This is a genomic window from Streptomyces sp. 71268 (assembly GCF_029392895.1).
Taxonomy (GTDB): domain Bacteria; phylum Actinomycetota; class Actinomycetes; order Streptomycetales; family Streptomycetaceae; genus Streptomyces.
The window spans coordinates 8,277,050-8,302,641 of the sequence record NZ_CP114200.1 but is presented as its reverse complement, the minus strand read 5'-3'; the positions used below and the strand labels follow the sequence as shown (position 1 = coordinate 8,302,641).

21 protein-coding genes are annotated in these 25,592 nt (G+C 73.1%); 16 read left to right on the top strand and 5 right to left on the bottom strand.

Features of this window, described 5'->3' with window-relative positions; all coding sequences use genetic code 11:
- Positions 1–21 precede the first annotated feature (21 nt).
- On the bottom strand, positions 22–1,206 hold the full coding sequence (locus OYE22_RS33040; protein ID WP_277323875.1) for a zinc-dependent alcohol dehydrogenase: 1,185 nt from the start codon (positions 1,204–1,206) through the stop codon (positions 22–24).
- Between the two features lie 229 nt (positions 1,207–1,435).
- Here OYE22_RS33040 and OYE22_RS33035 point away from each other — a divergent pair, with 229 nt between their 5' ends.
- The 8 genes from OYE22_RS33035 (at position 1,436) to OYE22_RS33000 (ending at position 7,880) form a co-directional block, all read left to right on the top strand.
- Positions 1,436–1,684, top strand: a complete 249-nt coding sequence (locus tag OYE22_RS33035) for a hypothetical protein (protein ID WP_277323874.1) — start codon at positions 1,436–1,438, stop codon at positions 1,682–1,684.
- A gap of 72 nt (positions 1,685–1,756) precedes the next feature.
- A complete protein-coding gene (locus tag OYE22_RS33030) occupies positions 1,757–1,981 on the top strand; it encodes a hypothetical protein (RefSeq protein ID WP_277323873.1) in 225 nt (74 codons plus the stop codon).
- Between the two features lie 106 nt (positions 1,982–2,087).
- Positions 2,088–3,176, top strand: a complete 1,089-nt coding sequence (locus OYE22_RS33025) for an NAD-dependent epimerase/dehydratase family protein (protein WP_277323872.1) — start codon at positions 2,088–2,090, stop codon at positions 3,174–3,176.
- 232 nt (positions 3,177–3,408) lie between these two features.
- Entirely contained in the window at positions 3,409–3,828 is a 420-nt protein-coding gene (locus OYE22_RS33020) for a CBS domain-containing protein (RefSeq protein WP_277323871.1), read from the top strand.
- Positions 3,829–4,158: 330 nt separating this feature from the next.
- The gene (locus OYE22_RS33015; RefSeq protein WP_277323870.1) at positions 4,159–4,389 is read left to right on the top strand and encodes a DUF5133 domain-containing protein; all 231 of its coding nucleotides are present in this window, start codon (positions 4,159–4,161) and stop codon (positions 4,387–4,389) included.
- Positions 4,390–4,402: 13 nt separating this feature from the next.
- Positions 4,403–5,035: a DNA polymerase ligase N-terminal domain-containing protein gene (locus OYE22_RS33010; RefSeq protein WP_277323869.1), complete on the top strand. Its 633-nt coding sequence runs from the start codon at positions 4,403–4,405 to the stop codon at positions 5,033–5,035.
- On the top strand, positions 5,032–6,048 hold the full coding sequence (gene ligD / locus OYE22_RS33005; RefSeq protein WP_277323868.1) for a non-homologous end-joining DNA ligase: 1,017 nt from the start codon (positions 5,032–5,034) through the stop codon (positions 6,046–6,048). Before OYE22_RS33010 ends, ligD begins: the two co-directional genes overlap by 4 nt.
- 554 nt (positions 6,049–6,602) lie before the next feature.
- Positions 6,603–7,880 carry a S8 family peptidase gene (locus OYE22_RS33000; RefSeq protein ID WP_277323867.1) on the top strand — a complete coding sequence of 426 codons (1,278 nt, stop codon included), beginning with the start codon at positions 6,603–6,605 and terminating at the stop codon, positions 7,878–7,880.
- 74 nt (positions 7,881–7,954) lie between these two features.
- On the opposite strand, the gene OYE22_RS32995 is transcribed toward OYE22_RS33000, so the two are convergent.
- Complete coding sequence (locus OYE22_RS32995; protein WP_277323866.1) at positions 7,955–10,216, bottom strand: MMPL family transporter; 2,262 nt, start codon at positions 10,214–10,216, stop codon at positions 7,955–7,957.
- Between the two features lie 208 nt (positions 10,217–10,424).
- On the opposite strand from OYE22_RS32995, the gene OYE22_RS32990 reads away from it, so the two are divergent.
- From OYE22_RS32990 to OYE22_RS32970, 5 genes are all read left to right on the top strand, one after another.
- Positions 10,425–11,768: an FAD-dependent oxidoreductase gene (locus OYE22_RS32990; protein ID WP_277323865.1), complete on the top strand. Its 1,344-nt coding sequence runs from the start codon at positions 10,425–10,427 to the stop codon at positions 11,766–11,768.
- A gap of 17 nt (positions 11,769–11,785) precedes the next feature.
- Positions 11,786–12,775 (top strand): UbiA family prenyltransferase, encoded by a 990-nt coding sequence (locus OYE22_RS32985; RefSeq protein ID WP_277323864.1) that lies wholly within the window; start codon positions 11,786–11,788, stop codon positions 12,773–12,775.
- A gap of 10 nt (positions 12,776–12,785) precedes the next feature.
- The gene (locus OYE22_RS32980; RefSeq protein ID WP_277323863.1) at positions 12,786–14,393 is read left to right on the top strand and encodes an AMP-binding protein; all 1,608 of its coding nucleotides are present in this window, start codon (positions 12,786–12,788) and stop codon (positions 14,391–14,393) included.
- Positions 14,394–14,474: 81 nt separating this feature from the next.
- Positions 14,475–15,818 (top strand): FAD-dependent oxidoreductase, encoded by a 1,344-nt coding sequence (locus OYE22_RS32975; protein ID WP_277323862.1) that lies wholly within the window; start codon positions 14,475–14,477, stop codon positions 15,816–15,818.
- 397 nt (positions 15,819–16,215) lie between these two features.
- A complete protein-coding gene (locus OYE22_RS32970; protein WP_277323861.1) occupies positions 16,216–18,594 on the top strand; it encodes a LuxR C-terminal-related transcriptional regulator in 2,379 nt (792 codons plus the stop codon).
- A 218-nt stretch (positions 18,595–18,812) separates the two neighbouring features.
- Here OYE22_RS32970 and OYE22_RS32965 read toward each other — a convergent pair whose 3' ends face one another.
- Positions 18,813–19,877: a polyprenyl synthetase family protein gene (locus tag OYE22_RS32965; RefSeq protein ID WP_277323860.1), complete on the bottom strand. Its 1,065-nt coding sequence runs from the start codon at positions 19,875–19,877 to the stop codon at positions 18,813–18,815.
- A gap of 597 nt (positions 19,878–20,474) precedes the next feature.
- Here OYE22_RS32965 and OYE22_RS32960 point away from each other — a divergent pair.
- The 3 genes from OYE22_RS32960 to OYE22_RS32950 are packed head-to-tail and all read left to right on the top strand — an operon-like array spanning position 20,475 to position 24,172.
- Positions 20,475–21,713 carry a DegT/DnrJ/EryC1/StrS family aminotransferase gene (locus OYE22_RS32960; protein WP_277323859.1) on the top strand — a complete coding sequence of 413 codons (1,239 nt, stop codon included), beginning with the start codon at positions 20,475–20,477 and terminating at the stop codon, positions 21,711–21,713.
- Complete coding sequence (locus tag OYE22_RS32955; protein ID WP_277323858.1) at positions 21,713–22,861, top strand: DegT/DnrJ/EryC1/StrS family aminotransferase; 1,149 nt, start codon at positions 21,713–21,715, stop codon at positions 22,859–22,861. The genes OYE22_RS32960 and OYE22_RS32955 overlap by 1 nt, the downstream gene beginning before the upstream one ends.
- A 45-nt stretch (positions 22,862–22,906) precedes the next feature.
- On the top strand, positions 22,907–24,172 hold the full coding sequence (locus OYE22_RS32950; protein ID WP_277323857.1) for a nucleotide sugar dehydrogenase: 1,266 nt from the start codon (positions 22,907–22,909) through the stop codon (positions 24,170–24,172).
- Positions 24,173–24,263: 91 nt separating this feature from the next.
- On the opposite strand, the gene OYE22_RS32945 is transcribed toward OYE22_RS32950, so the two are convergent.
- Together OYE22_RS32945 and OYE22_RS32940 are read right to left on the bottom strand one after the other, a co-directional pair.
- Positions 24,264–24,497: a hypothetical protein gene (locus tag OYE22_RS32945; protein ID WP_277323856.1), complete on the bottom strand. Its 234-nt coding sequence runs from the start codon at positions 24,495–24,497 to the stop codon at positions 24,264–24,266.
- A gap of 6 nt (positions 24,498–24,503) precedes the next feature.
- Positions 24,504–25,208 (bottom strand): TNT domain-containing protein, encoded by a 705-nt coding sequence (locus OYE22_RS32940; RefSeq protein ID WP_277323855.1) that lies wholly within the window; start codon positions 25,206–25,208, stop codon positions 24,504–24,506.
- Positions 25,209–25,592 lie beyond the last annotated feature (384 nt).

Sequence of the window (25,592 nt, the reverse complement as noted above, 5' to 3'; positions counted from 1 at the left end):
GTCGCCGGTGGTGACGCGTACTCAGAGGGTCAGCAGCGTCTTGATCATGCCGTCTTCCTTGGCCTGGAACGTGCGGTAGGCGTCCGGGGCCTGCTCCAGCGGCAGCCGGTGGGTGGCGAAGTCGTCCACGCCGAGCACGTCGGCCTCGTCGAGGAGCGGCAGGATGTCCGGGACCCAGCGCTTGACGTTGGCCTGGCCCATGCGGAGCTGGATCTGCTTGTCGAAGAGGGTCATCATCGGTACCGGGTCCATGGCCCCGCCGTAGACGCCACTGAGGGAGATCGTGCCGCCGCGGCGTACGACGTCGACGGCCAGGTTGAAGGCCGCCATGCTGTCCATGCCCGCGCGGCCCATGACCCGTTGGCCGATCTTGCTGGGCAGCCTTCCCACGAGTTGCTGGGCGGCCTTGATCGGGGCGGTTCCGTGCGCCTCCATGCCCACGGCCTCGATGACCGCGTCCGTGCCCCGCCCGTCCGTCAGCCGGCGCACCTCGTCCCCCAGGTCCTTGCCGTACGTGGTCAGGTCGAGGGTGTGCACGCCGTGCGCACGGGCCCTGGCCAGGCGTTCGGGGACCAGGTCCACGCCGATCACCTGGCTCGCGCCCCGGTGCAGCGCGATCCGGGTGGCCATGTCGCCGATCGGGCCGAGGCCCAGCACGGTGACGCTGCCGCCCGGGGTGACGTCGGCGTACTCCACCGCCTGCCACGCGGTGGGCAGGACGTCGGAGAGGTAGACGAACCGGTCGTCCGGCGGGCCGTGCGGCACCTTGACGGGCAGCGTGTTCCCGAACGGCACGCGCAGCAACTCGGCCTGGCCGCCCGGCACCTGCCCGTACAGCTTGGTGTAGCCGAACAGCGACGCGCCCATGCCGCGCTCGCGCACCTGGGTGGTCTCGCACTGCGAGTGCAGGCCCTGGCCACACATCCAGCAGGTGCCGCACGAGACGTTGAACGGGATGACCACCCGGTCGCCCGGCGCTACCGCGGTGACCTCGGAGCCCACTTCCTCGACGATGCCCATGGGCTCGTGGCCGAGGATGTCGCCGGGCTCCAGGTAGGGGCCGAGGACCTCGTAGAGGTGGAGGTCGGACCCGCAGATGCCGCTTGAGGTGACGCGGACGATGATGTCGGTCGGCTCGGTGATGCGCGGGTCGGGGACGGTGTCCACCCGCACGTCGCGCTTGCCGTGCCAGGTCAGGGCCCTCATGATCACTCCAAAGCGGTGGGCGTGACGTACTCCGGCGGCACTGCTGCCTAGGCCACGGCGGGTCCCCAGGGTGACCGGCCGGCAAACCTCGGCCCTCGCCGGCGCGGGCTTACGACCTGCCCGGTCGCCCGCCGGGCGACCGGTGACGGTGGGCGGTGGGTGTACGGCGTACAGGCGGCTGGGAGCGTGCGCGAGGAGTCGGGTCGGGATCATGGGGTACCCGGGGCCCATGCGTCCCACAGAGCAGCCTCAAGCAGAGCAGCGGCAGACCGAGCCGGAGGAGACCGGCGCGGCGACCCGGCCGGAACAGGTAGAGCCCAAGCAGGCGGACGAGGCCCAGCTGACGCCGGACCTGCCGCCCAGGGTCGAGGTACCAGAGGCGGATACCGACGCTTCGGGACGGCCGCCGCGGTCCGAGGACGACCGGGTCGGCCAGCGCCCGGAGGACGAGCCCGAGGTGCCCGAGCACCCGGGATGACCCCGGGCGGTCAGCGGCGTACGACCGGACACAGGGGACGCGCCCGGCGCGCCCCGGGAGGAGGAATGAACAGTGCCCAAGCGTGAGCCAACCGAGTCGGCGGCAGAGGAAGTGGCGCGAGAGGCCGAGGACGCGGAGACGGACGTCACGGACGAGCGTGCCGCCCGGCGCGACAGCACGGCCGGGGACACCCTGACACCCAGCCCGCACGCCCAGCGGCAGGCCAGCGACCCGGCAGGACCGGAACACCACTCCGAGGACGACGACGCCGGCGACGCGGCGGACTCCACCGGCTGACAGCCGGCGGACAGCCGACAAACGACTGCCCGAGCAGCACGTTTATCCTCCCGCCGCGCGGGCAACCCGGGGCGTCACGCCCGTGGACCTCGGAAGGAACCGCGCCATGGCCAAGCCCAACCCGCCCGACGAGCGCCCCCTGGACGTGGTGGTCGTCGGGGCCACCGGCAACATCGGCACCGGTCTGATCCGAGCGCTGAGCGATGACCCGCGGATCGGTTCGATCCTGGGCGTGGCGCGCCGGGTCCCCGACTGGTCGCCGCCGAAGACGCGTTGGCTCGGCCACGACGTCGGCGAGGGGCGGCCCGAGGAACTCGCCGAGCACTTTCGGGGCGCCGCCGCGGTGGTGCACCTGGCCTGGCTGTTCCAGCCGACCCACGACCCGGTGACCACCTGGCGGACCAATGTGCTCGGCAGCCTGCGCGTCTTCGAGGCCGCGGCCATCGCGCGCGTTCCCGCGCTGGTCTACTCCTCGTCGGTCGGCGCCTACTCGCCCGGCCCCAAGGACCGGGCCGTGTCCGAGGAGTGGCCCACCCACGGCTGGCCCGAGGCGGCCTACCCACGGGAGAAGGCGTACGTGGAGCGGGCCCTGGACTCCTTCGAGCGGGACCACCCCGACATGCGCGTGGTGCGGATGCGGCCGGGGTTCGTCTTCCAGCGCTCGGCCGCGCCCGAGCAACGCAGGCTCTTCGCGGGCCCCTTCGTACCCGGAAAGCTGGTGCGCCCCGGCATCGTGCCCGTGGTGCCGAACCTGCCCGGGCTGCGCTTCCAGGTGCTGCACACCGATGACGCGGCGGCGGCGTTCGCGCAGGCGGTGCTGCGGCCGGTGCGCGGCGCGTTCAACATCGCGGCGGACCCGGTGGTCGACGCCCGCCTGTTGGGGAAGGTGCTGGGCGCCCGCGTGGTGCGGGTGCCGGCCGCCGTCGCGACGGCGGCCGTGTCCGCGCTGTGGCGGCTGCACCTCGTGCCGGCCACGCCGGGCCTGCTCCGTACGGTGCTGCGACTGCCCGTCATGGACACCGGCCGGGCCGCGGCCGAACTCGACTGGGTTCCCCGGTACAGCTCCACGCAGGCGCTCGGGGAGTTGCTGCGTGGGCTGCGGGACCCCGTCGGAGCCCCGACCCCGCCGCTCGCCGGCCGCGTCGCGGGTGGCAGGTTCGGCGAGTTGGCGACGGGCGTGGGCGAGCGGCCGTAGGGCCGGTCGACGGCTGGGAGCGCGGGACCCTGTCGGTGCGGGCTCGGCGAGGGCCGTAGGGCCAGGCCGGGCGCCGCGCCGGGCCTGCGGGGCGCGCCACCCGGAAAGCGCCCTGGCACCCCCGGCGGACTCATCATCTGAACGATCGCTGTTTGTTCCGCATCCACTCGGGCACCCGGACGTCGTTCCCAATCCCGACGCGCTCGACAGAGCGAGATGGTGGTGACCGACTGTGGCTACGGCTCGCGACATCATGACCCCCGACGCGACGTGCGTGGGCGCTGACGAGAGCGTCCTGGCAGGTGCCCAGAAGCTGACCACGCTGGGCGTGGGGGCGCTGCCCATCTGTGGCACGGACAACAAGCTCAAGGGCGTGCTCACGGACCGCGACATCGTGGTCAAGGTACTCGGTGCGGGCAAGGACCCGCAGAGCACGAAGGCCGGCGAGCTGGCCCAGGGTGAGGCGGTGACCATCGGCGCCGACGACAGCGTCGAAGAGGTGCTCGCCACGATGAAGGCGCACAAGGTGCGCCGGCTGCCGGTCATCGACGGGCACGACCTGGTGGGCATCGTCTCGCTGGCCGACGCGGCGAGGGCACTGCCCGACGCCAAGGCCGGCGAACTGATCGACGCGCTCTCCAGCGACCGCTGAGACCATCGAGGCGAGGGCGGGCGTCCGCGAGTGGTGGGCTCGGGCGCCGGCCCCCGCCGTCCTCGCTCGGGCGCGGGGTGGTACCCCGCGCCCGAGCCCTTCCCCCACTCCCCCGTCCTCCGACACCCACCTTCCGGGCCGCGTGCGGCCGCACATCCGACGCCCCGCCGCCGGGCCCGTTCACTCTCGTGGCCGAGCCCGTCCCCGCCACCAGGCCGGGACGGGCTCTCGCCGTGCGGGGTGGCCCGCTCACCGGCACCATGGTCAGAAGTCGCCGCCCGGGGCCGCCCCGACCCGCGGGCGGCGCGCACGGCGACAAGGAGATCCACGATGCTGATGGCACACCCCTCGGTGCTGCGCGAGCTCATCGACCGGTACGAGGCGCTGCGCGCGCGGTGCGCCGCCGCCCACGACGGGCACGAGCGCCGTCGCATGGAGGACGTGGTCTACACGCTGTGTGTGACGACCGGGACGCGCGAGATAGAGGCGGCACTGAGCGCGGCGCGTCGGCAACTGGCCTGGGCCGCGACCGAGGGGAACGGGCCCGCGCTGTCCGCGTGAGGCACGGGACGCCATGAGCCGCGGCCATCCGCTGGAGACCTACCGGCGCAAGCGCCACTTCGACCGGACCACCGAGCCGCGCGGCGACGCGGGCCCCTCCGGTACCGCCGCCCCGTGCTTCGTCGTCCAGATCCACGACGCGAGCACCCTGCACTTCGACTTCCGCCTGGAGGTGGATGGCGTGCTCAAGTCCTGGTCCGTGCCGAAGGGCCCGTCGACCAACCCGGAGGACAAGCGGCTCGCCATGCCCACGGAGGACCATCCGCTGGAGTACCGCGACTTCGAGGGCGTCATCGCGGAGGGCGAGTACGGGGCGGGCACCGTGATCGTCTGGGACGAGGGCACCTACCGTCCGCTCACCCACGACAGGCGGAACCGGCCCGTGCCCTTCGCCGACGCGTTGGCGCGCGGGCACGTCTCGTTCCACCTCGACGGGGGCAAGCTGTGTGGCGGCTTCGCGCTCACCCGCTTCCGCGGTGGCGACGGCGAGCGGGAGTCCTGGCTGCTGGTCAAGGAGGGCCGGGCGGGCTCCGCCCGGCGGCGTGGCACGCCGGACCCGGCCCGCGCCCGCTCGGCGCGCACCGGGCGCACCCTGCGACAGGTGGCGGAGCGGGAGCGGCCGGCGGGTGGGGGCGCGCGAAGATGAGCGATCTGCTGGCCGGGCTGCCCGCCGCGCAGCGGGAGTTGTTGTCGGTCGCGCCGCCGGGCCGTGAGCTGGCGACGCGGCCGATGCTGGCCCAGCTCAGCGATCTGCGGACGTTCGGCGACGGGTGGCTCTTCGAGCGCAAGCTCGACGGGGTGCGGGCGCTGGCCGTACGCGAGGCGGGCGGCGAGGCGCGGCTGTTCTCGCGCAGCGGGCAGGACCTGGGTGGCACCTATCCCGAACTGATCGAGGCGCTGTCGGCGCAGCCGTGCGCGGACTTCACCGTGGACGGCGAGGTGGTCGCCCTCTGGCGCGGGCGCACCGACTTCGCCCGGCTCCAGCAGCGCATGGGGCTCACCGATCCCCGCCGCGCCCGGGCCACCGGCGTCGCCGTCACGTACTACCTGTTCGACCTGCTGGCGCTGGACGGGTTCCGGACCACGCGGCTGCCGCTGCGGGTCCGCAAGTCGCTGCTGCGCCGGGCCCTGACGTTCGGGGAGCCGCTACGGCTGACCCCGCACCGCAACGAGGGCGGCCAGGACCTGCTCGACCAGGCCTGTGCCTGGGGCTGGGAGGGCCTGATCGCCAAGCGGGCGCAGGGCGGTTACGTACCGCGCAGGTCACCCGACTGGCTGAAGCTGAAGTGCTCGCGCGGGCAGGAGTTCGTCATCGGCGGCTTCACCGAACCGTCGGGCAGCAGGACCGGGTTCGGCGCGCTGTTGCTCGGCTACCACGCGCACGGCCGGCTGCGGTACGCGGGCAAGGTCGGCACGGGGTACACCGAGGCCGTGCTGCGGAGGCTGAGCGCGCGGCTTGGGGAGCTGGCCAGCGGTACGTCGCCGTTCGCCGACGCGGTGCGCGAGCGCCGGGCGCACTGGGTGCGCCCCGAACTGGTGGCCCAGGTCGCCTTCACCGAGTGGACCCGGGACGGGATGCTGCGCCATCCGCGTTTCCTCGGGCTGCGTGAGGACACGGATCCGCGCGAGGTGGTCCGCGAGGAGCCCGGGCGCCGGTAGCGGGTGACCACCGCCCGGCGTGGGCCGGCGCGGTGGCGCTGGGCTGAGGGCGGGGGTCGGGGTTACGCCGGGGCCGCTTTGGCGACGAGGCGTTCGGGGGCGGCAGCGCGGTCGCCGAGGTCATGACGGGCCCGGCGCTGACGCGTTCGACCAGGCCGGCCGCCCAGCCCGAGTTGTCCCGTCGGTCGTACGACGCGGCGTGCGCCGGCGCGCGCTCCCCTGTGGCACCCGTCCGACAACGCCCGTCACCCGCTCGCCGTGCCGACACCGAGCCGTCGGCGCACGTCGGGGAGCGGACCACGCGGCCGACGCTCGCGAGACCCCACCGGCGTGGGTTGTGACATGCCGCGCGCGGCGCGCCCCGCGCGAAGATCGAACAAAGTTGCCAGCCTTCCTTGTTCTTGGGCCATGAGTTCGACACCATCAGCCCGGTCGGTGCCGCCGCGCCCATCGCGACGCACTGTCGGCTCCGCCTGCCCACCTGCCCCCGACACCGAGTGCCCGACTCCGCGGACGTGCCACCGCGGACCACTACCCTCACAGGAGAAACCCCCATGGCGAGATCAACCCTGGCCGCTTCCCTGGCCCTCGCGCTGGTCGCGACGGGCGGCACCGTCCTCACCTGGTCGGCCAGCGCCGCCACGGGCAAGTCCGAGCGGCTGGCGCCACTCCAGGCCGCGGGGGCCGACGCCGTCGACGGCCGCTACGTCGTGGTCCTCAAGAAGCCGGCCCGAAGCGGTGCCACGGCCTCGGCCAGCAGGGCGCTGGCCGGCCCGGTGGCCACCGCGCGGGACGCGGGCGGCACGGTGCGCCGCTCCTACACCGAGACGCTGCACGGCTTCTCCGCCGACCTGTCCGACGCCGCACTCGACGAGGTGCGGCGCGACCCGGCGGTCGCCTACGTACAGCCCGTACGCGTCCACCGGCAGGAGGCGGCCCCGGCCGCGGCGAGCCGCCCCGCGCCCCGGGCCACGCAGCAGCGCGCGCCCTGGCACCTGGACCGCATCGACCAGCGGAAGCTGCCGCTGAACACGAAGTTCTCCCCCACCGGCGACGCGTCCGGCGTGCCGGTGTACGTGTTGGACTCGGGCATACGGGCCAGCCACAAGGAGTTCGAGGGGCGGGCGACGGGCGTCTACTCGGCCATCAAGGACGGCAACGGCACCAGGGACTGCGCCGGCCACGGCACCTTCGTGGCCAGTCACATCGCGGGCAAAACCTACGGGGTGGCGAAGAAGGCCAAGATACGCGCCGTGCGCATCCTCGGCTGCGACAACAGCGCGACCACCGAGGAAATCCTCGACGGCATGAACTGGACGACCAAGAACGCGCCCGCGTCGTCGGTGGTCAACATGAGCATCCAGAGCAGCGACGGAATCGTCGACCGGGCGATGGACGACGCGGCCAAGGCGATGGTCGACAAGGGGCTGCTCGTGGTGTTCATCGCGGGCAACTTCGGCAAGGGCGACTGCCAGAACTCGCCGAAGGACCCGCGCGCCATCACCATGGGCGCCACCAACAAGACCGACGCCCGCAACACCGACGCCAACCCCTCCAGCTACGGCTCCTGCGTGACCGCCTTCGCCCCGGGCGCCGGCGTCTCCGGCGCGGGCGAGGGCAGCGACACCGAGGTGCTCAAGGGGTGGAACGGCACCTCGTTCGCCGCCCCGCTGGCGGCCGGCACCCTCGCCGTCGCGAAGCGCGACAACCCGCATCTGACCATGGCCGAGGCGAAGAAGCTCATCACCTCCACGGCGACGCGGGGCGTGCTCAAAAACATCGGCAAGGGCTCGCCCAACCGGCTGCTGTACGCGGGCCCGACCGGGCGCTGAGCCGTCGGCGCCGGCACGGCACGCGAGGGGCGGGCGGGCCCGGACGCACCGGGCCCGCCCGCCCGTCGGCCGGCTCAGTCCCGGCCCACCGACTCCCGGCTACGGTCCCGCGGTTCGGGGCGCGGGTCGCCCGCGGCGTGATCGCCCTCGCTGAGGCCGATCTTGGCGTGCAGCGCCCGCAGCGGGCCCGGTGCCCACCAGTTGGCGCGGCCGGCCAGGCGCATGAACGCGGGCACCAGGGCGCCACGCACCAGCGTGGCGTCCATCAGGACCGCGATGGCGAGCCCCACGCCGATCGCCTTGAGGTAGACGATGCCGGAGATCACGAACCCGAGGAACACGATCGCGATCAGCAGCGCGGCGGCGGTCACGGTCGAGCCGGTGCGCTCCAGGCCGCGCGCGACGGCCTTCGTGTTGTCGCCGGTGAGCTGGTACTCCTCCTTGATCCGGGAGAGCAGGAAGACCTCGTAGTCCATGGACAGGCCGAAGGCGATGCAGAACAGCAGCACCGGCACCGTCCAGGTGATGGAGTCGGTGACGACGAAGTCGCCGACGATGCCTTCCAAGTGGCCGTCCTGGAAGCCCCAGACCAGCACGCCGAGCGTGGCGCTCAGGCTCAGGCAGTTGAGCACCAGCGCCTTGAGCGGCAGCACGATGCTGCCCGTGAACAGGAACAGCACGACGAACGAGCTGAGCGCGATGACCACGAGCGACAGCGGCAGCCGGTCGTTCATCGAGGTGATCGAGTCGTGCAGCTCCGCCGCCGGACCGCCCACCCGCACGTCGTACGGGGCGTCGACGGCGCGGATGTCCTGAACGAGCTGCCGGCCCTTCTCGGACAGCGACTGGCTCTTGGGCACCACCGACAGGTACGTGCTGTCGGCGACGCCGAACCGGTCGGCGGCCGGGGACGGCGGGGCGACCTGTCGGCCGCCGGCGAAGGTGCCGGCCTCCGTGTCGACCCGGGCCACGTTGGTCAGGCCGGACAGCGTCTTGGCGTAGCCGGTGATGTCGCGCTCGCCCTTGGCGGGCGTGTCGCTGAGCACGACGTTCAGGGCCTGCGTCTCCTGGGCCCGGAAGTCGGCCCGGATGGTCTCGCCGACCTCCCGCGACTGCGTGCTGGCCGGCAGCACCCGCTCGTCGGCCAGGCTCATCCTCAGGTCCAGGAACGGCGCCCCGAGGAAGAGCAGCAGGGCGATGACGGCCGTGGCGATCGGTACCGGGAAGCGCATCACGGTCAGGGCGAGCCGGTGCCAGAAGCCCTCGACCTCCTCGCCGCGCGCCGCCGCCTCCTCCACAGGGAGCTTCCGGCGACCCACCCGGCCCTTCTCGATGCGCGGGCCGAGCGCCTTCAGCAGGGCCGGCAGGAAGGTGACCGAGACGACGGCGGCCAGCAGCGCGGTGGGGATGCCCGCGTAGGCGAACGAGCGCAGGAAGTAGAACGGGAACACCAGGAGAGCGGCCAGGGCCAGGGCGACGGTGACCGCGGAGAAGACGACGGTGCGCCCGGCGGTGCGCAGGGCCGTGGCGATCGCCCCGTCGGGCTCGGCGCCGCCCGCCAGCTCCTCGCGGTAACGCTTGATCAGGATGAGGCTGTAGTCGATGGCCAGCCCGAGCCCGAGTCCGGTGGCGACGTTGGTGGCCAGCACCGACACCTCGGTGAACAGCGTCAGGACACGCAGCGTCAGCAGCACCGAGACGATGGTCAGTCCGCTGACCAGGAGCGGCACCAGGGCGGCGACCACGCTGCGGAAGACGAAGAGCATGACCACGAACAGGATCGGGAAGGTGACCATCTCGATCTTGAGCAGGTCCTTCTCGGTGGTCTCGACGATCTCCTTGTTCGCCAGCGCGCTGCCGCCGATGGTGACGTCGACGCCCTCGATCCGCCCCTCGTAGCGCGACTCCAGCTTGTCGAAGCGGTCCTGGATCTGGTCCTCGTCGCCGTTGATGCGGGCCAGCACCAGGGCGCGGTCCCCGCCCTTGCCGCGCAGTGACTCGGCGTTGCCCAGCGACCAGTAGGAAACGGCGTGCTCGACGTCCTTCTCCCCGTCGAGCCGCGCGGTGATGGCGCGGCCCGCCGCGGCCACCTTCGGATCGTCCACGCCCCGCTCGTCGGTGATCAGGAGCGTGAGATTGGGGGCGCCCGCGTGGAAGCGTTCGTCCATGATCTCGGCGGCCCTGGCCGATTCCGTGGAGCTGTCGATGAAGCCACCCGCCGACAGCTTCGAGATGACCCCACCACCCAGCGCTCCCGCGATGACGAACAGAACTCCGCTGAGATACAGCACCAGTCTGCTGCGACCGGATGTGAAGCGGGCCAGGGAGGCGAACATCTGACGTAACCCTTCATTCGGGGCACGGTCGGCTGGCGTACGTGGAGAGACAGGCTACTCCCCCGGCGCCGAGCGCGGCCGTTTCTCGGTCATGGCAAGAGTCTGCTTACCAACTCTTGTCCGCTGCCTGCTATTTATCGCTCCCCCGTACGGATTTACGTTTTCCGAGAGCTCGGAAGCAACCCTGTTCTGTGGAGGTGCGACACGCATGGCTCGACGCAAGAGGACTGCCGTCGTCGGCGGTGGTATGGCTGGCTGCGCCGCCGCTAAGGAGCTGTTGAAGAACGGGCGGGAGGTCGTCATCTACGAGACCACCGCCGGTCTCGGTGGGCGCGCACGGTCCTGGCACCGTCCGGAGATCGAGCCCGATGTCGGCGTCAACCTGTGGTTCACGAGCTTCTACAAGATCATGTTCGAGCGCATCCGCGAGTACGGCCTCGAGGATCAGCTCACGGAAATGTCGAACAACGTGATCGTGGTGGACAACGGGAAGCCGGCCGAGCTTTTGTCGGACTCGATGAAGAGTCTCTTCACCTTCCCCCACGTGAAACTCGGGGACCGCATCGGATTCCTTACCGCCACCCTCAAGGAAACGCTCAAGCGCAAGGAACTCGACCTTTTCGACCCGGTCAAGCTCGCCAAGTACGACGATGGCACCAATGCCGCGGAGTACGCCCTCAAGAGCATGTCCCAGCGCGGCTTCGACAACCTGCTGCGGCCGGAGATCGAGTCGTTCTGGCTGTGGCGCTGCGAGGACATCTCGGCCGCCCACGTCCGGGCCATGCAGGCACAGATCGCCGGCGCCAAGTTCTACGTGTTCAAGGGCGGCATGGAGATCATCGCCGAGAAGAACGCGGAGGGCGCGGAGATCCGCCTGGAGAACGAGGTCACCGACCTTCAGGTCAACGACGGCGAGGTGCGCATCACTGCCCGGGACGCCGACGGGACGCTCACCGAGGAGGTCTTCGACGACGTCGTGATGGCCACCCCGGCGCCGGTCGCCGCCAAGCTGACGGCCGCCCTGCCGCGCCAGATCGTCGGCGAGGACACCCGGGACTTCCTGGCCACCCAGAAGTACGAGCCCGCGCTGTCGGTGTCGTACCTGGTGGACTTCTCCAGCATGCCGTCCGAGGCGCACATCGTGGCCGCCGGGGCCGAGGACCCGCCGGTCAAGACGATCATCACCTTCCCGCGCCAGGTGCGGGACGCGAACGGGCGCCCGGTCGACAAGCACCTCGCGTTCGTCTACCCGGGCCGGGCCGCCACCCGCAGGCTGCTCAAGCTCTCCACCGAGGAGCAGTTCGCCGAGACCACGCGGCTGGTCACCTCGCTGTGGCCGGACTTCCCCGCCGACGCCGAGCCGTTCGAGATCGCCGAGCGCCCGTGGGCCATGCCGGTGCCCGAGCCCGGCCGCTACCGCAAGTCGGCCCGGGTCATCCGGCTCCAGCACGCCCCGGTGGTCTTCGCCGGCGACTACTTCACCTCGCCGATCTCCGAGGCCGCGATGCTCTCCGGCATTCGGGCAGCCGACAAGCTGCTCACGGTCGGCTGAGGCTCGGCGGGCCGTCCATGAACGCGATCACCGCCGCCGGGGCCCGGCGCGCCCAGGGCGCGTCCGGCCCCGGTTCGCCGGCCCGGGGGTTCGCCTCACGTCTGTCGGCCTTCGCCCGCCTGGCCAAGTTCGAGTTCGTCCTCGACTACTACCTCAGCGTCCTCGTGGTCGTCTCGGCGCTGGTCGCCGGCTCCGGGCTCGCCGGGAACGACGTGCTCACGCTGGGCCTGTTCCTGCTCGGTGAGATCGGCGTGGTCTCGGCCGTCATGGCCTTCGACGACGTCAACGGGTACCAGGACGGCAGCGACGCGGCGAACTACCTCAGCGAGGACGGCACCGAGCTGCGCCCGCTCCAGCGCAAGCCGCTGCTGACCGGCGCCCTGCGCCTACGGCAGGCCCAGTGGTTCGGCTACCTCTCGTTGGCCTGGGGCGCGCTGTTCTGGTCCGCATCGGCCGCCGCCGCCGAACACCAGCCGGCCTGGGCGCTGGTCATCACGGGCCTGGTGCTCCTCTCGAGCTGGCAGTACTCCTGGGGGCTCAAGCTCAGCTACCGCGGCCTGGGCGAACTCCTCATCGCCGGCTGCCCGATGGTCATCGTCATCGCGCCGTACGGGTTCGTCGCCGGTGACCTGCCCGCGCTGCTGCTCGTCGAGGGCGTGCTGTTCGGCCTGTGGCAGATCCTGGTCTCCGCGTACTCCAACACCAAGGACATCGAGGGCGACGCGGCGGTCGGGCGCAGCACCGTGGCCGTGCGCGCCTCCGAGCGGGGCAATCGCCGCTTCATCGGGCTGTTGAGCGCGGCGGACGTGCTGCTGGCCGGGACCGCCGCGGCGGTGGGCTGGGCCCCGTGGTGGTTCGTGCTGGCCATGTTGCCGCTGACCGCCCTGCGGGTGCGGCAGTACGTGTCCTTCGTCCGGAACGGCGACGCGCTGCTGGCGCGCCGGCGCGGCGTCGTGGCGTTCCGTACCGGGGTCGCCTGCCTGATCCTGGTCAACCTCATTCACTGACGGGAGAGTCATGAGTGGCAAGAGCAGGCCCTCGGGCCTGGGTTCGCTGTTCGAGAGCCACGCGGAACGGGGTCGGCGCACCCGTTTCCACCTGAGCCGGCCCTTCGACATCGCCCCCGAGCGGGGGGCGGAGTACACGGTGCAGCAGCTCGCCGACCTGGTGGCGGAGGCGTCGGCGTGGCTGTACGAGGCGGGGGCGCGGCCCGGCGCCCGGGTGGCGATCGCCAAGGACAACCACTGGGACTACCTGCTGTTGGCCGCCGCCGCGGCGCGGGTGGGCGCGCTGCCGGTGTTGGTGGCCGGGTCGTTGCCGCCGGACACGCTCCAGACGGTGCTCAAGCGGGCTGACGCCCGGGTGCTGGTGACCACGGGTGAGATCGTGCGCTCGGCCGCCGCGGCCGGCGTGGACGTGACCGCGTTCGCCCCGCGCGTGGTGACCATCGACGGCCCCGCCGACGGCGCGACGCACGTGGACGAGTTCCGCGGCGCGCGGGTGCCGGGCACGGTGCGGGCCGCCTCGTACGAGCCGATGGTGGCCACCCACACCTCGGGCACCACCGGCGTGCCGAAGCTCGTGGTGCACTCGGCGGACACGATCATGGGGCACCTCAGCCGCACCGAGTCGCTGCCGTGGCCCATCGTCGGCATGAAGCACCGGGACACGGTGGCCACGGCCATCGCCTACAACCACATGCGGATGATCACCTGGAGCGCGGGGACGCTGCGGCTGGAGCCGAAGCACGCGCTGATCCTCACCGACGGCGAACCGGCCACCGCTGAGCGGATGTTCCGCCGCCACCGGCCCAACTACCTGGAGGCGCTGCCCGCCACCTACGTGGGCTGGGAGCCGCTGACGGAGAAGCCGCACCACGTCTTCACGGACGTACGGGTCTACGTCAGCACCTTCGACGCGATGCACCCGCCGACGGTGCGCACGTTCCTGCGGGCCAGCCAGCGGCGCTTCCCGACCTGGTTGCAGGGCTGGGGGCAGTCCGAGACCGGCCCGATGACCTTCCGACTGCTGGCCCGGCGCGACCTGGAGGCCCAGGGCGACCGGCACCCCACCATCCGCGACGTCGGCCGCCCGATCCCCGGCTTCACCGGGATGAAGGTGGTGGACCCGCAGACGCTGCGGCCGGTGCCCGACGGCACGCCCGGCGTGGTGCTCTCGCGCACCCACGGCCGCTGCGTCGGCTACCTCGGCGAGGAGGACCGCTGGCAGCTCAAGGCCGAGGGCAAGTGGTGGAACACCGGCGACTGGGCGGTGCGCGGCAGGACCGGTGCCTTCCGGCTGCTCGACCGCGAGGTGGACGTGATCCCCGGGATGAGCTGCATCGAGCTGGAGGACGTGCTGGCCGACCGGTTGCCGCGGCTGACCGAGGCCGCGGTGATCGGGGTACCGGGCGAGCTGCCGCTGCCGGTGGTGTGCACCCGGGACGGCTCCTGGGACCAGGCGGCCTGGCAGCGGGCCACCGCCGACCTGCCCCGGATGGCCGACCCGCGCCTTTTGGAGTGGGACGAGTTCCCGCGCACCAGCACCGGCAAGGTGCGCCGGATGGAGCTGCGGGAGCGCCTGTTGGGCGAGGCGAGCGCGTACGGCACCGGACGCTGGACGTAGCCGAGCGAGTGGCGTACGGGCAGGGCGCGCGGGGCACGAGGCGCGTCGCGCGGTGTGGACGAGGAAAGGGAAGGGAACGGCATGGCGCAGGACCTGGCCGATGTGGACATCGCCGTCGTGGGTGCGGGGATCTCCGGCCTCACCGCGGCCTACCGGCTGCGGGAGGCGGGCCGCCGGCCGGTCGTCTTCGAGTCGCAGGAGGCGGTCGGCGGGCGGATGAAGGCCCGCCGGGTGGACGGCTGGATCGTCGAGGAGGGCACCGAGACGCTCGCGGCGGCCGGCTACGACGCGACCTGGCGGCTCATCAGGTCGGTCGGGCTCGACCGGAACGGCGGGGTCCGCAAGGTCACCAGCCTGGCCGGCGTGTGGCGGAACGGGCGCGCCCACGCGGGCACCGGCCACTGGTTCGGGGCGCTCAGCGGCTCCGGGCTCTCGCTCGGCGGCCGGATGGCGCTCAGCTCGCTGGTGGGTGAGATCGCGGGCTCGGCCGGCGGCTTCGACACCCTGCACCCGGGGCAGAGCCCGCTGGCCACCCGGACGGTGGCCAGCCTGGCCGCGGGCCGCGACCGCGAGCTGTACGACTACGTGTTGCAGCCGGCGGTGGCCACCGCCTGGGCGTGGGATCCGCACCGCTCGTGCGCGGGCCCGCTGGTGTCCACCATGCTCTCCACGCGCGGCCTGCTGGGCTGGCGCACCTACCGGGACGGCATGGACTCGCTGGCCCGCGCGGTGGCCGAGCGCCTGGACGTGCGTACCGGGCGGGCGGTCACCGAGGTGAAGGACACCGACGCCGGGGTCACCCTCGTCTTCGCCGACGGGCAGACGGTGACGGCGCGCGAGGTCGTGCTCGCGGTGCCGGCGCCGCTGGCGGACAAGCTGCGGCCGGGCGCGCCCGCGGACGAGGCGCCCTTCCTCCAGGCGGCCTCGTACACGCCGATGATGCGCATCACCTGCCTGGTGGACCGCCCGCTGATGCCGCCGCAGCGGCGCGGCACGCCCTCGGTCTACGCCGTGCTGGTGCCGGAGGTGGAGGACGGCTATGTCAGCGGGGTGACGTTCGAGCACGCCAAGGCCGCCAACCGGGCCCCCGCGGGCCGCGGCCTGGTCAGCATCCTCACCGCGCGGCGGGCGACGCGGGAGTTGCTCGACGCGCCGGACGAGGAGGTGTTGGCGGCGCTGGTGCCGCGGGCCGAGCGGTACGCGCCGGGGCTTGGCGCGGCGCTGCGGCAGGCGTTCGTGCACCGCTTCCCGTACGCGTCGCCGGAGGCGTCGCCGCAGGCGCTGCGGTTGCAGAGCGCCTTCGTCGGCCGCGCGGCGCGCGCGGTGGAGTACGCGGGCGACTGGGTCTACCAGCGGCCCTCCAGTGAGGCCGCGGTGCAGTCGGGCGAGTGGGCGGCCGAGCGGCTGCTGTCGCGCACCGCCTAACGATCGGTCAAGGCGGCCCGCGAGGGGCCGCTGGCACCACCGTGGAGCCGAAGGCCCCGGCAGCGCGCCCGCGCGCGCCGGGGCCTTCGGCGTACCCGTGCGCCGCCGCGTCCCCCAACGCGCCCCCGACATGTCTCATGAGCTGGCCAAACGGCGTAACGCACCCCCCGGTTGGGGGCCGGTTTCCGGGGCCTAGTAGGGTGCGCGCAGCACGGCTTTTGATGACCGGCGCTCGTGGTTGGCCTGAGATCCACAGAAACCGCGAGCGAATCGGGCGTGACGCGAAAAGGCGCCTCTACCTGCGCGTTTCACGACCCTTGACCGGGCTTTTGCCGCTGCCTGCAACCGTTGGCCGACCAGCGTGGAAGTTCCCGCGGGCCCCAACGGAAGGAGCCGCATGGTGCAGGCAGGCACTCACGCGCAGCAGGACGGCTTCACCTCGGAACCGGTCGCGACCGGTTCCAGCCGACGACCACTGTCACCGCTGGTGGGCCGAGATGACGAGGTAGCCCGGCTGAGAGCGCAGATCCTGGCCCGGGACACCCAGGTGCTCACCCTCACCGGCCCCGCCGGCGTCGGCAAGACCCGCCTGGCGACGGTGGTCGCCGACGACGTGGTCAGCGCCTTCCGGGACGGTGGGTGCTACCTGGACCTCGAGGACCAGCGCCAGGACCTGGCCGGCGCGGTGCGGGCCGCGCTGTGCGGCGACGGCCCGGCCGCCGACGGAGATCCGCCCCTGACCGATCTCGACTTCCTGCTCGTACTCGACTGCGGTTCACGCCCGACCCGGGACGTGGCCGATCTGGTGGCCGATCTCGCCGGCCGCGCGCCCCGGCTGTGCGTGCTGACCGTGGCGACCCAGGTGCTGGGGGTCTACGGCGAGCGGCGCGTCCAGCTCGCCCCGCTGGCCGTGCCCGGCTCCGCCGGGGCCACGGGCCCGCTCGCGGAGGTGGCCTCGGTGCGACTGTTGGTGCAGCGCACCCGCGCCGTACGGCCCGGCTTCAAGCTGACCGAGGAGAACCGGGACGCGGTCGCCCAGTTGTGCGTGCGGCTGGACGGGCTGCCGTTGGCGCTCGAACTCGCCGCGGCCCGCCTCAAGGTCTCCTCGCCTCGCGCGCTCCTCGAGGAACTCGACCGCTCGTGCGGCGCGCTGCGCGGCACCGCGGCCGACACCATGTCGCGGCACCTGAGCGTCTACGAGGCGGTGGAGCACAGTTGGGCGGTGCTCGACCCGGACCGCCGCGCCGTCCTGCGCCGGCTGGCGGTCTTCGCCTCCTCCTTCGACGGGGCGCAGGCCGCCGAGGTGCTGGGCCTTTCGGTGTACGAGGCCCGGTCGGCCCTGGAGGAGTTCGTCGACCGCAGCCTGCTGTTGCCACGGGAACAGCCCGACGGCAGCATCAGATTCCGCATGCTGCGCACCTCGCGCGCGTACGCCGTGGAGCAGCTCTCCGATGAGGGGGCCCTGGAGTCGATCAGGAACCGGCACGCCGCGCACGTGCTGCGCCGCGCCCGGGCCACGCTGCCACGGCTGAGCGGGCCGGGGCAGGCCGCGACGCTGGCCAGGCTGGCACTCGGGCACCGCGACACGCTGGCGGCCCTGGACCACCTGGTGCGCGTGGGGGACGGCGACGGAGCGGGCGAGTTGGCCGCGACAACGCTGCCGTACTGGCTGATCCGGGGCGAGGTACGGGAGGCCGCGGCCCGGCTGGGCGCCGCGTGCGCCGCCGGGGCGACCACCGGCCACGTGCGGGCCGCGCTGCGGGCGGCGCTCGGCGAGACGCGCCTGCTGGGCGGCCGGTACCTGGAGGCGCGGGAGGATCTGCGGGCGGCGCTGGCGCAGTACCGGGCGGACGGCGACCGGGCCGGCGCGGTCGCCGTCCGGGAGTTGCTGGCGCGCCTCGCCCACGCCCAGGGCGACCTCTGTGGCGCCCAGGCCCTGCTGGCCGACGTGGTGGCGGAGCACCGGGAGCTGTCCGACGCGCACGGCGTGGCCTCGGCGACCGGGCGCCTGGCCGAGGTCCGTCGGGACCTGGGCGACACGTCCGCGGCGGTGCAGTACGGGCAGGACGCGGTGTTGCGCTTCGAGGAGATCGGCGACGCGCGGCGGGCGGCGCTCGGCAAGCTGGTGCTCGCCGGGTTGCTGGCCGAGGGCGAGGTGCCGGCGAGCGCCGAGCGGATGGCACGGCAGGCGCTGCTGGTGCTGCGCGAACTCGGTGACCTTCCGGCCCTCGCCTGTGCGCTGCACGTCTCGGCCGACCTGCTGGTGCGCCGGCACGGCCGGACCACCGGTGCCTGGGAACGGGCGGCCCAACTCCTCGCCGCGGCGGGTGTGTTGGAGGAGGGCGCCGGCGGGTTGCCGGTGCGGTTGCCGGAGTCCGCCCGGCAGGGGTTGCTGTCACAGGCCGGGCAGCGTCTGGGCGAGGCCGCGTTCGACGAGCACAGCCGGTCCGGCGCGCGGCTCGGCGCGCACGAGGCGGTGGCACTCGCGTTGACGCCGCTGGCCCCGCCGCCCTCCGCGCCCCAGGCCCCACCGGCGGCGGACACCCTGACCCGGCGCGAGCAGGAGGTGGCGGCGCTGGTCGCGGAGGGGCTGACCAACCGCGAGGTGGCGCGGCGCCTCGGGACCGCCGAGTGGACGGCCGTGAACATCCTGCGCAAGGTGATGCGCAAGCTCGACTGCACCTCGCGGGTCCAGGTGGCCAACCGGGTGCTCAGCGCCCGCGCCACGGCCGACGGTGACCTCAGCGCGTCGGGCGGGCTGCCGCGCGTGGTCTGACGCGCCCGCCCCGCGCCGACACGGGGCGGGGCGCCGGCCGGCCCCCTCCGCGCCGGCCCGGCGGGCCGCCCCCTGGACGCCGTGGTGAGGCGGTTGCGGGGGCGGGGCGACGGCGCGCGAGCGTCAGTGACGTGGGTGTGTCGGTGACGCGGGTGTGTCGGTGACGTGGAACGGGGCTCGGGAGGTGTGCTGCCGGGCCCCGCTGCCACGCGCGGCGGCTACTTGTCGCGGTAGGCGACGGCGACCGCCATGCCCGCCAGTTCCTCGCGCCACTCCTGGGGCAGCGGCGCGTTCGCCAGGGCCTCACGAGCCTGGTCGACCAGCGTGTCGATGCGCCGCTCCACCTCGGCGCGTACGTCGATGGCCGCGATCTCCGCACGGAGTGCCGTCTCGTCCCGGCCGCCGGCCGAGACCAGGTCCCGCACCCGCTCGCTGCGCCCGACGGCCAGACTCATCAGCAGGGTCATCTTGTTGTTCTCGGCGTCGGCGCCCACCGGCTTGCCCGCCACGTCCGCGTCGCCGAAGGCGTCGATCAGGTCGTCGCGGAGCTGGAACGCCTCGCCGAGCGCGGCGCCGTACGCCTCGAACGTCGCGGCCAGGGTGGTGTTTCCGGTGATGGCGGCGCCGAGTTCGAGCGGGCGGCGGATGCTGTAGCGCCCGGACTTGGCGTTGGCGATGTACTCGGACAGCCGCGTGTCGGCGACCCCCTCGGCGGCCACGGCCACGTCCAGGTGCTGGCCCACGATCATCTCGGTGACCAGCTCTCCCCAGACCCCGCGCGCGGTGGCCGGTAGCTCCTGGGCGAGCCGCATCGCGTACGAGAGCGCGAGGTCGCCGGCGAGCACGGCGACACCCTCGCCGTAGCGGCGCGCCTCGCCGTGCCAGCCGAGGGCGCGGTGCTGCTCGATGGCGCGGACGTGGGCGGTGGGTTCGCCGCGGCGCAACGGCGAGTCGTCGATGACGTCGTCGTGGATCAGGGCGAAGGCGTGCAGCAGCTCGACGGCGGCGGCCGCCTCCACCACCCGGGTGTCGGTTTCCTCGCCGCCGGCGGCCAGGAATCCGGCCGCGCAGAAGGCCGGTCGCAGGCGCTTGCCCCCCGCGCGGACGAGTTGGCCGACGCTCTCGACGGGAGCGATGGCGCGCGCGTCCACGCCGGCCCACTGCGCGCGCTCGGCGGCGAGCAGGGCGTCGAGGCGGGTTTCGGTACGGGCGAGAATCCGGGCCCTGGCCTGGGCGCCGCGGCCGGTAGGGGTGGCCACGGGTGCCATCGGTGACACGGTCATGTTTGGGGTTCCTCTCTGCGATCACCGGTGTGGCCGACCGGCGGCACGCCCCACGCGCACGGGCGGGGCGGCGTGTCCGTCCGGACGCCTCGAACAGCGGGGCGGCGGCTGACGGGGGCGCGCGGGGGCCGTGGCGCCCGGGGGCGCCCGCGCGCGCTGGGACGCGCCAGCCGCGCGCGGTCGACGGGTCAGCGACGAGCATGCCGCGCCGCACGACGGACCGGCGGCGAAAGGGTCGCGCGGCGGGCGACGGAAGCGGGCACGACGGGCGACCACCGCCGTTTTGCCCGCGCCACTGTTCGACTGGTCGACCGGTGAGAATCCCCTGGCCCGGCAAAGCCGAATCTTCTGCGGGTGTCCATATGGGAAAGCGCCCCCCGGCCTGGAAGTCGGAAACACTATCCACCATCAAGGGTGGACAACACACCGGTCAAGACGGCCTGTCCAGACAGCAATTGAGGGGTCGAAAAGACACAGAACTCTGTCCGAGAGTGACATGTGCGGCACTGAATCTGCCATGTCATTGCCTGCGGATTGCTATCCCTGACAACTCGTGTGCCGCCTATTTTCGAAAGTGGGTACTACGAATGGAGAGACATGGGCAGGAGAGTGACGGAAAGCATTCCCGGAAGCCCCGGGACAGCGGCCCCGACCGGAGTCCCGTTCTTCACCCAGGCGGCCTCGTTCGAACGGCTGTGGCCTTCCGTACGCCGACAGATCGAAGACGTGCTCGACTCCGGGGTCTACTCGAACGGACCCAAGACCGCCGAGCTCGAGGCCGCGTTGCGTACCTACACCGGTGCTCGGCACGCCATCGCGGTGAGCAACGGCACCGACGCCCTCGTGTTGTTGCTGCGCGCGGCGGGGATCGGGCCCGGCGACGAGGTGGTGGTGCCGGCGTTCGCGTTCGCCGCGCCGGCCGCGTCGGTGGCGCTGGTGGGCGCCCGCCCGGTCTTCGCCGATGTCGACCCCCTCACCTACGGCATCGACCCCGCCTCGGTCGAGAAGGCGATCACCACGCGGACCAGGGCCGTACTGCCGGCGCACGTGTTCTGTCAGCCGGCCGACCTCGCCGAGGTGACGGACATCGCCGCGCGCCACGGGCTGCTGGTGTTCGAGGACGGCGCGCGGAGCCTGGGGATGCGCTGGGCGGGCGTGCACACGGGGCTGATCGGCGCGGGCGGCGCGGTGTCGCTGTGCCCCACCACGACACTCGGCGCGCTGGGCGACGCGGGCCTGGTGCTCACCCGGGACGACGCGCTCGCCGCGCGCGTGCGCGCGCTGCGCGACCACGGCCGCACGGCCCCGTCGGCGGCGGTGAGCCAGGGCACGGCGAGCCGGCGAGCGGCCGCCGCCGAGGTGGCCAGGCAGGGCGAACTCCTGGGCACCAACGCCAAGATGGACGACGTCCAGGCGGCGGTGCTGCTCGGCAGGCTGGCCGAGATCGAGGCCGACATCGGCCGCCGCGCGGAATTGGCCGCCGCGTACACCCGGCAACTGCGCGGCGCGCCCGGCGTGCGCCGGCTGCCCGAGGTCGTGCGGGGCTCGCGGGCCCACGTCGATCCGGTCTTCTCGGTGTACGCCATCGAGGTGGACGACCGGGACGGGCTGGCGGCCCACCTCGCGCGGGTCGGGATCAGCACCGAGGCGTACCCGCGCCCGCCACACCTGCGGCCCTGCTTCGCGGACCTCGGTCACCGGCGAGGGGACTTCCCGAACGCCGAGGAGGCCGCCGAACACGTGCTCGCGCTGCCCCTCTACCCGGACCTGACCCTGCGTCAGGTGGCGGACGTGTGTGCCGCCGTCCGTTCCTTCGCTCCGGAAGGTGCCCTGTGATGAGTGTGGTGGACTCGGCCCCCGCGGTCGACGTGGCCCCGGTGCCCTACAGCGGCTCGCTCCTCGACGCCGACGCCCGCGAACTCCTGCTGGAGATCGTGCGGGAGGTGGCCACCGATCCCGACCAGCGCTTCGTCCTCGGCCGTCGCACGGCCGAGTTGGAGCGGCGGCTGCGGCTGCGCGTCGGCACCGGTGACGTGATCGCCTGCGCCAGCGGCACCTCGGCACTCGGCCTGGCGCTGCGGGCGGCGCGGGTCGGCCCCGGGGACGAGGTGGTCGTGCCCGCGTTCGGGGCCGAGCCGCTGGCGAGCACCGTCCTGGGGGTGGGCGCCGTGCCGGTCTTCGCCGACGTCGACCCGGTGACGATGGTCATCGACGTGGCCGACGTCGCGCGCCGGCTCACCGCGCGCACCCGGGCGGTCGTGCCGGCGCACACCTTCACCACCATGGCCGACATGCCCGAGGTGACGAGGCTGGCCACGGCGCACGGGCTGACCGTCATCGAGGACGCGGCCGTCGCACAGGACGCGACGCTGGCCGGGCGCGCCGCGGGCACCTGGGGCCGGCTCGGCCTGTACTCGTTCTTTCCGGCCAAGCCCTTCGGGATGCCGGGCGAGGGCGCGGCCGTACTGACCGACGACCCGGGGCTCGCCCGCACCGTGCGCGAGCTGCGCGACCACGGCCGGGAGGGTGAACGCCGCTCCGCGCACCACGGGCTCGGCCCGTACAGCGGCTTCGACGAGATACAGGCCGGATTCCAACTCGCCCGGCTGGCGACCCAGGACGCGCGCATCGCGCGCCGGGCGCGGATCAGCGCGTACTACAGCCAGCGGTTCGCGCCGTTGCGCGAGCACGGTCTCAGCGCGCCGGCTCCGGGCGCCGAGCAGTGCCACTACGTCTACGCCGTGCGGACAAAGGACCGCGACGCGCTGGCCCGCCACCTCGCGGCCCACGGCATCGGCACCCGGGTCTACTACCCGCTGCCCCTCCCCCGCCTCCCCGCCTTCGCCCCGTACGCCCCGCCAGGGGCGCGCTGGCCCGGCGCCGAGCAGGCCAGCGCCGGGCACCTGGCCCTGCCCCTGCACCCCCAGCTCGACCAGGCCCAGGTGAGCCGCGTCGCGGACGCCGTGGCCGCCTTCTTCCGCTGACCACAGCTCGCCCGTACGCACCGCCGTCCACAGGAGGACCGATCCGTGAGCAGCAAGATCGCGATACTGGGCCAGGGCTACGTCGGCCTGCCGCTGGCCGTACGGGCAGCCCGCGCCGGGCACCGGGTCGTCGGCTACGACATCGACGGCGAGCGGGTGAAGCGGCTGCTGGCCGGCGAGTCCTACGTCGAGGACGTGCCCAGTGCCGAGTTGGCCGCGCTGTTGGAGGCCGGCAGCTACCTGCCGACGGCCGACACGGCCGAGCTGGACGGCTTCGACATCGCCGTCATCACCGTCCCGACGCCGCTCAAGGACGGGGTGCCCCACCTGTCGTACGTCGAGGAGGCCGCGCGCCTGCTCGCGAGCCGGCTGCGGCCCGGCGTCACGGTCGTGCTGGAGTCCACCACGTACCCGGGTACCACCGCCGAGCTGGTGGGCCCGATCCTGGAGGAGGACTCGGGACTGGTGGCCGGCGAGGGCTTCTTCCTCGGGTACAGCCCCGAGCGCATCGACCCGGGGAACCCCACCTGGCACCTGGGCAACACGCCGAAGGTGGTCTCGGGCGTCAACGAGGCGTCGCTGGCGGCGGTGCGGGCCTTCTACGACTCGATCACCGAGACGACGGTGCCGGTGCGCACCCCGGAGGTCGCCGAGCTGTCGAAGCTGGTGGAGAACACCTTCCGGCACGTGAACATCGCGCTCGTCAACGAGATCGCCATGTACGCCCACGAGTTGGGCATCGACGTGTGGGAGGCGCTGGACGCGGCGGCGACCAAGCCGTTCGGCTTCATGCGGTTCACGCCGGGGCCCGGAGTGGGCGGACACTGTCTGCCGGTCGATCCGGAGTACCTGTCCTGGCGGGTGCACCGCACGCTCGGCCGCCGCTTCCGCTTCGTGGAGCTGGCCAACCACATCAACAACCACATGCCGGACCACGTGGTGCAGCGGCTGCTGCTCGCCTTCAACGCGCGCCGTCGCTCGCTGAACGGTGCCCGGGTGCTGCTGCTCGGCCTGGCGTACAAGGCCAACACCGGCGACGCCCGCGAGTCGCCGGCGCTCAGGGTCGCGGAGCTGCTGATCGGCCTCGGCGCCGAGGTGCACGCGGCCGATCCGCACGTCGTGGAGTCGGTGACGGTGGACAACAGCGTGCGCCGGGTGGACTTCGGCCCGGCCGAACTGTCCGCGGCGGACGCGGTGGTGCTGCTGACCGACCACGACGCGTTCGACTACGCCGCCATCCCGCGGCACGCGCTCTACGTCCTCGACTGCCGCCGCCGGCTGGAGCCGAGCGCGTCGGTCGACATCCTCTGAGAGGTCCAGAGCGCCCCGCGGCCTCCCGAGCCGCGGCCGGCGCGCTCCGACCGGCCACGGCTCGGTCGGGGCGCGCCGGCGCGCGGGCGGTTCAGGTCAGCAGCGCCCACAGGTGGGCGCAGGCCGTCGCCTCGTCGCCGTGTACGGCGATGACCTCGCTCGTGCCGCGCTCGTACGCGCCGACCCGCCAGCCGCCCTGTTCGTCCCCGCGCAGGAAGAGATGGTCCACGGGGGTGGGCACGGGTTCGTGCACACCCTCGATCCAGTAGTGGTCATCGCTCACCCGCGCCGCGCGCAGGGCCTCGCGCAACGCGCGACGGTCCACGGTCGGCTACCGCTTGGCCGAGGCGAGATAGCCGTTGTCGAGCAGCCACTTGACGTTCAGCCGCTGTCCCTGGCCCGGGTCGAGGAGGGTCGGGTCGAGCTTGATCTGCTGGCCGCCGCCCGGCTGTTCGAACCAGGGCGCGATCTTGCCCTGCCAGACGGTGAACTTCCTGGTGACCTTGTACACGTGGTAGTCGCAGGGGAAGGCGGCGTCGCGCGTGTTGAGGTTCTGCGGTGGCAGGGCGCGCTTGGCGTAGTGGTCGCCCGCGGGCGCGAGGTAGCCGCCGTACTCGGAGCCGAACCGGTCGAGCCGCTGGCCCGGCCGCAGCTCCGCGCGCCGCTTGTCGACCTTGCCGTTGACCTCGGCGAAGCCGTCGTTGGGCGGATACTTCCAGCCACCCTTGTCGGCCGGGCCCTCCCAGTACTTCTTGAGGAAGGCGTCCGGGGAGAGCTTGCCGGTGCGCTGGTACCCGAACACCAGCGGGCCCACCGGGAACTGCCACAGTCGCGGCAGCCGCTCCGGGCCCAGTCGGGTGTCGCCCTGGTAGGCACCGGTGCACGGCTGTCGCCACTGTGTGCCGGCGCTGGCCGACGCGGCCGGGCGGCGCTCCGCGGGTCGCTCCGGCGCCGGCTGCGCCGCGCTCGCGGCGGGCATGGCCACCACGATGACGGCGGTGCTCAGCGCGCTGGCGATGGCGCCCCTTCGGTTCATGCGGGTCTCCTCGTATGGCATGGGTGGATCGTGGCGCTGACTGCCCGTCAGGCTCGGTGCGCATCGTAGGGGATCAGTCGCCGAGGGCGACATGGAGTCGGAGAACGTGCCCGGTGCGTACTCCTATGCGGCGGCTCCCGCCGGGAGCCCGCCCCGCAAGGGACTGCGGACGGCCCGCTGCAAGGGACTGGGGACGGCTCGCTTCCGTTGCTCGTTGACCGCGTGGTTCGCCGCGTGGTTCGCCGCGCGGTTCGCGTCCGCAGCGGCGAACGGCGCCGAAACCGGAGGCGGCGGGCAGCGGGCGAAGTGGAGTCGGGGCCACCGCGCGGGGTGTGCGGCGCGGCGCGGCGGTGGTACACGTGATCGACGCCCGTCGGACCGCCG

What these genes read in the sequence shown, in the direction of transcription:
- OYE22_RS33040 (WP_277323875.1), bottom strand. Translation starts at nt 1,206, where the DNA reads ATGAGGGCCCTGACCTGGCACGGCAAGCGCGACGTGCGGGTGGACACC.
- OYE22_RS33035 (WP_277323874.1), top strand. Translation starts at nt 1,436, where the DNA reads ATGCGTCCCACAGAGCAGCCTCAAGCAGAGCAGCGGCAGACCGAGCCG.
- OYE22_RS33025 (WP_277323872.1), top strand. Translation starts at nt 2,088, where the DNA reads ATGGCCAAGCCCAACCCGCCCGACGAGCGCCCCCTGGACGTGGTGGTC.
- OYE22_RS33015 (WP_277323870.1), top strand. Translation starts at nt 4,159, where the DNA reads ATGCTGATGGCACACCCCTCGGTGCTGCGCGAGCTCATCGACCGGTAC.
- OYE22_RS33010 (WP_277323869.1), top strand. Translation starts at nt 4,403, where the DNA reads ATGAGCCGCGGCCATCCGCTGGAGACCTACCGGCGCAAGCGCCACTTC.
- ligD (WP_277323868.1), top strand. Translation starts at nt 5,032, where the DNA reads ATGAGCGATCTGCTGGCCGGGCTGCCCGCCGCGCAGCGGGAGTTGTTG.
- OYE22_RS33000 (WP_277323867.1), top strand. Translation starts at nt 6,603, where the DNA reads ATGGCGAGATCAACCCTGGCCGCTTCCCTGGCCCTCGCGCTGGTCGCG.
- OYE22_RS32995 (WP_277323866.1), bottom strand. Translation starts at nt 10,216, where the DNA reads ATGTTCGCCTCCCTGGCCCGCTTCACATCCGGTCGCAGCAGACTGGTG.
- OYE22_RS32990 (WP_277323865.1), top strand. Translation starts at nt 10,425, where the DNA reads ATGGCTCGACGCAAGAGGACTGCCGTCGTCGGCGGTGGTATGGCTGGC.
- OYE22_RS32985 (WP_277323864.1), top strand. Translation starts at nt 11,786, where the DNA reads ATGAACGCGATCACCGCCGCCGGGGCCCGGCGCGCCCAGGGCGCGTCC.
- OYE22_RS32980 (WP_277323863.1), top strand. Translation starts at nt 12,786, where the DNA reads ATGAGTGGCAAGAGCAGGCCCTCGGGCCTGGGTTCGCTGTTCGAGAGC.
- OYE22_RS32975 (WP_277323862.1), top strand. Translation starts at nt 14,475, where the DNA reads ATGGCGCAGGACCTGGCCGATGTGGACATCGCCGTCGTGGGTGCGGGG.
- OYE22_RS32970 (WP_277323861.1), top strand. Translation starts at nt 16,216, where the DNA reads ATGGTGCAGGCAGGCACTCACGCGCAGCAGGACGGCTTCACCTCGGAA.
- OYE22_RS32965 (WP_277323860.1), bottom strand. Translation starts at nt 19,877, where the DNA reads ATGACCGTGTCACCGATGGCACCCGTGGCCACCCCTACCGGCCGCGGC.
- OYE22_RS32960 (WP_277323859.1), top strand. Translation starts at nt 20,475, where the DNA reads ATGGGCAGGAGAGTGACGGAAAGCATTCCCGGAAGCCCCGGGACAGCG.
- OYE22_RS32955 (WP_277323858.1), top strand. Translation starts at nt 21,713, where the DNA reads ATGAGTGTGGTGGACTCGGCCCCCGCGGTCGACGTGGCCCCGGTGCCC.
- OYE22_RS32940 (WP_277323855.1), bottom strand. Translation starts at nt 25,208, where the DNA reads ATGAACCGAAGGGGCGCCATCGCCAGCGCGCTGAGCACCGCCGTCATC.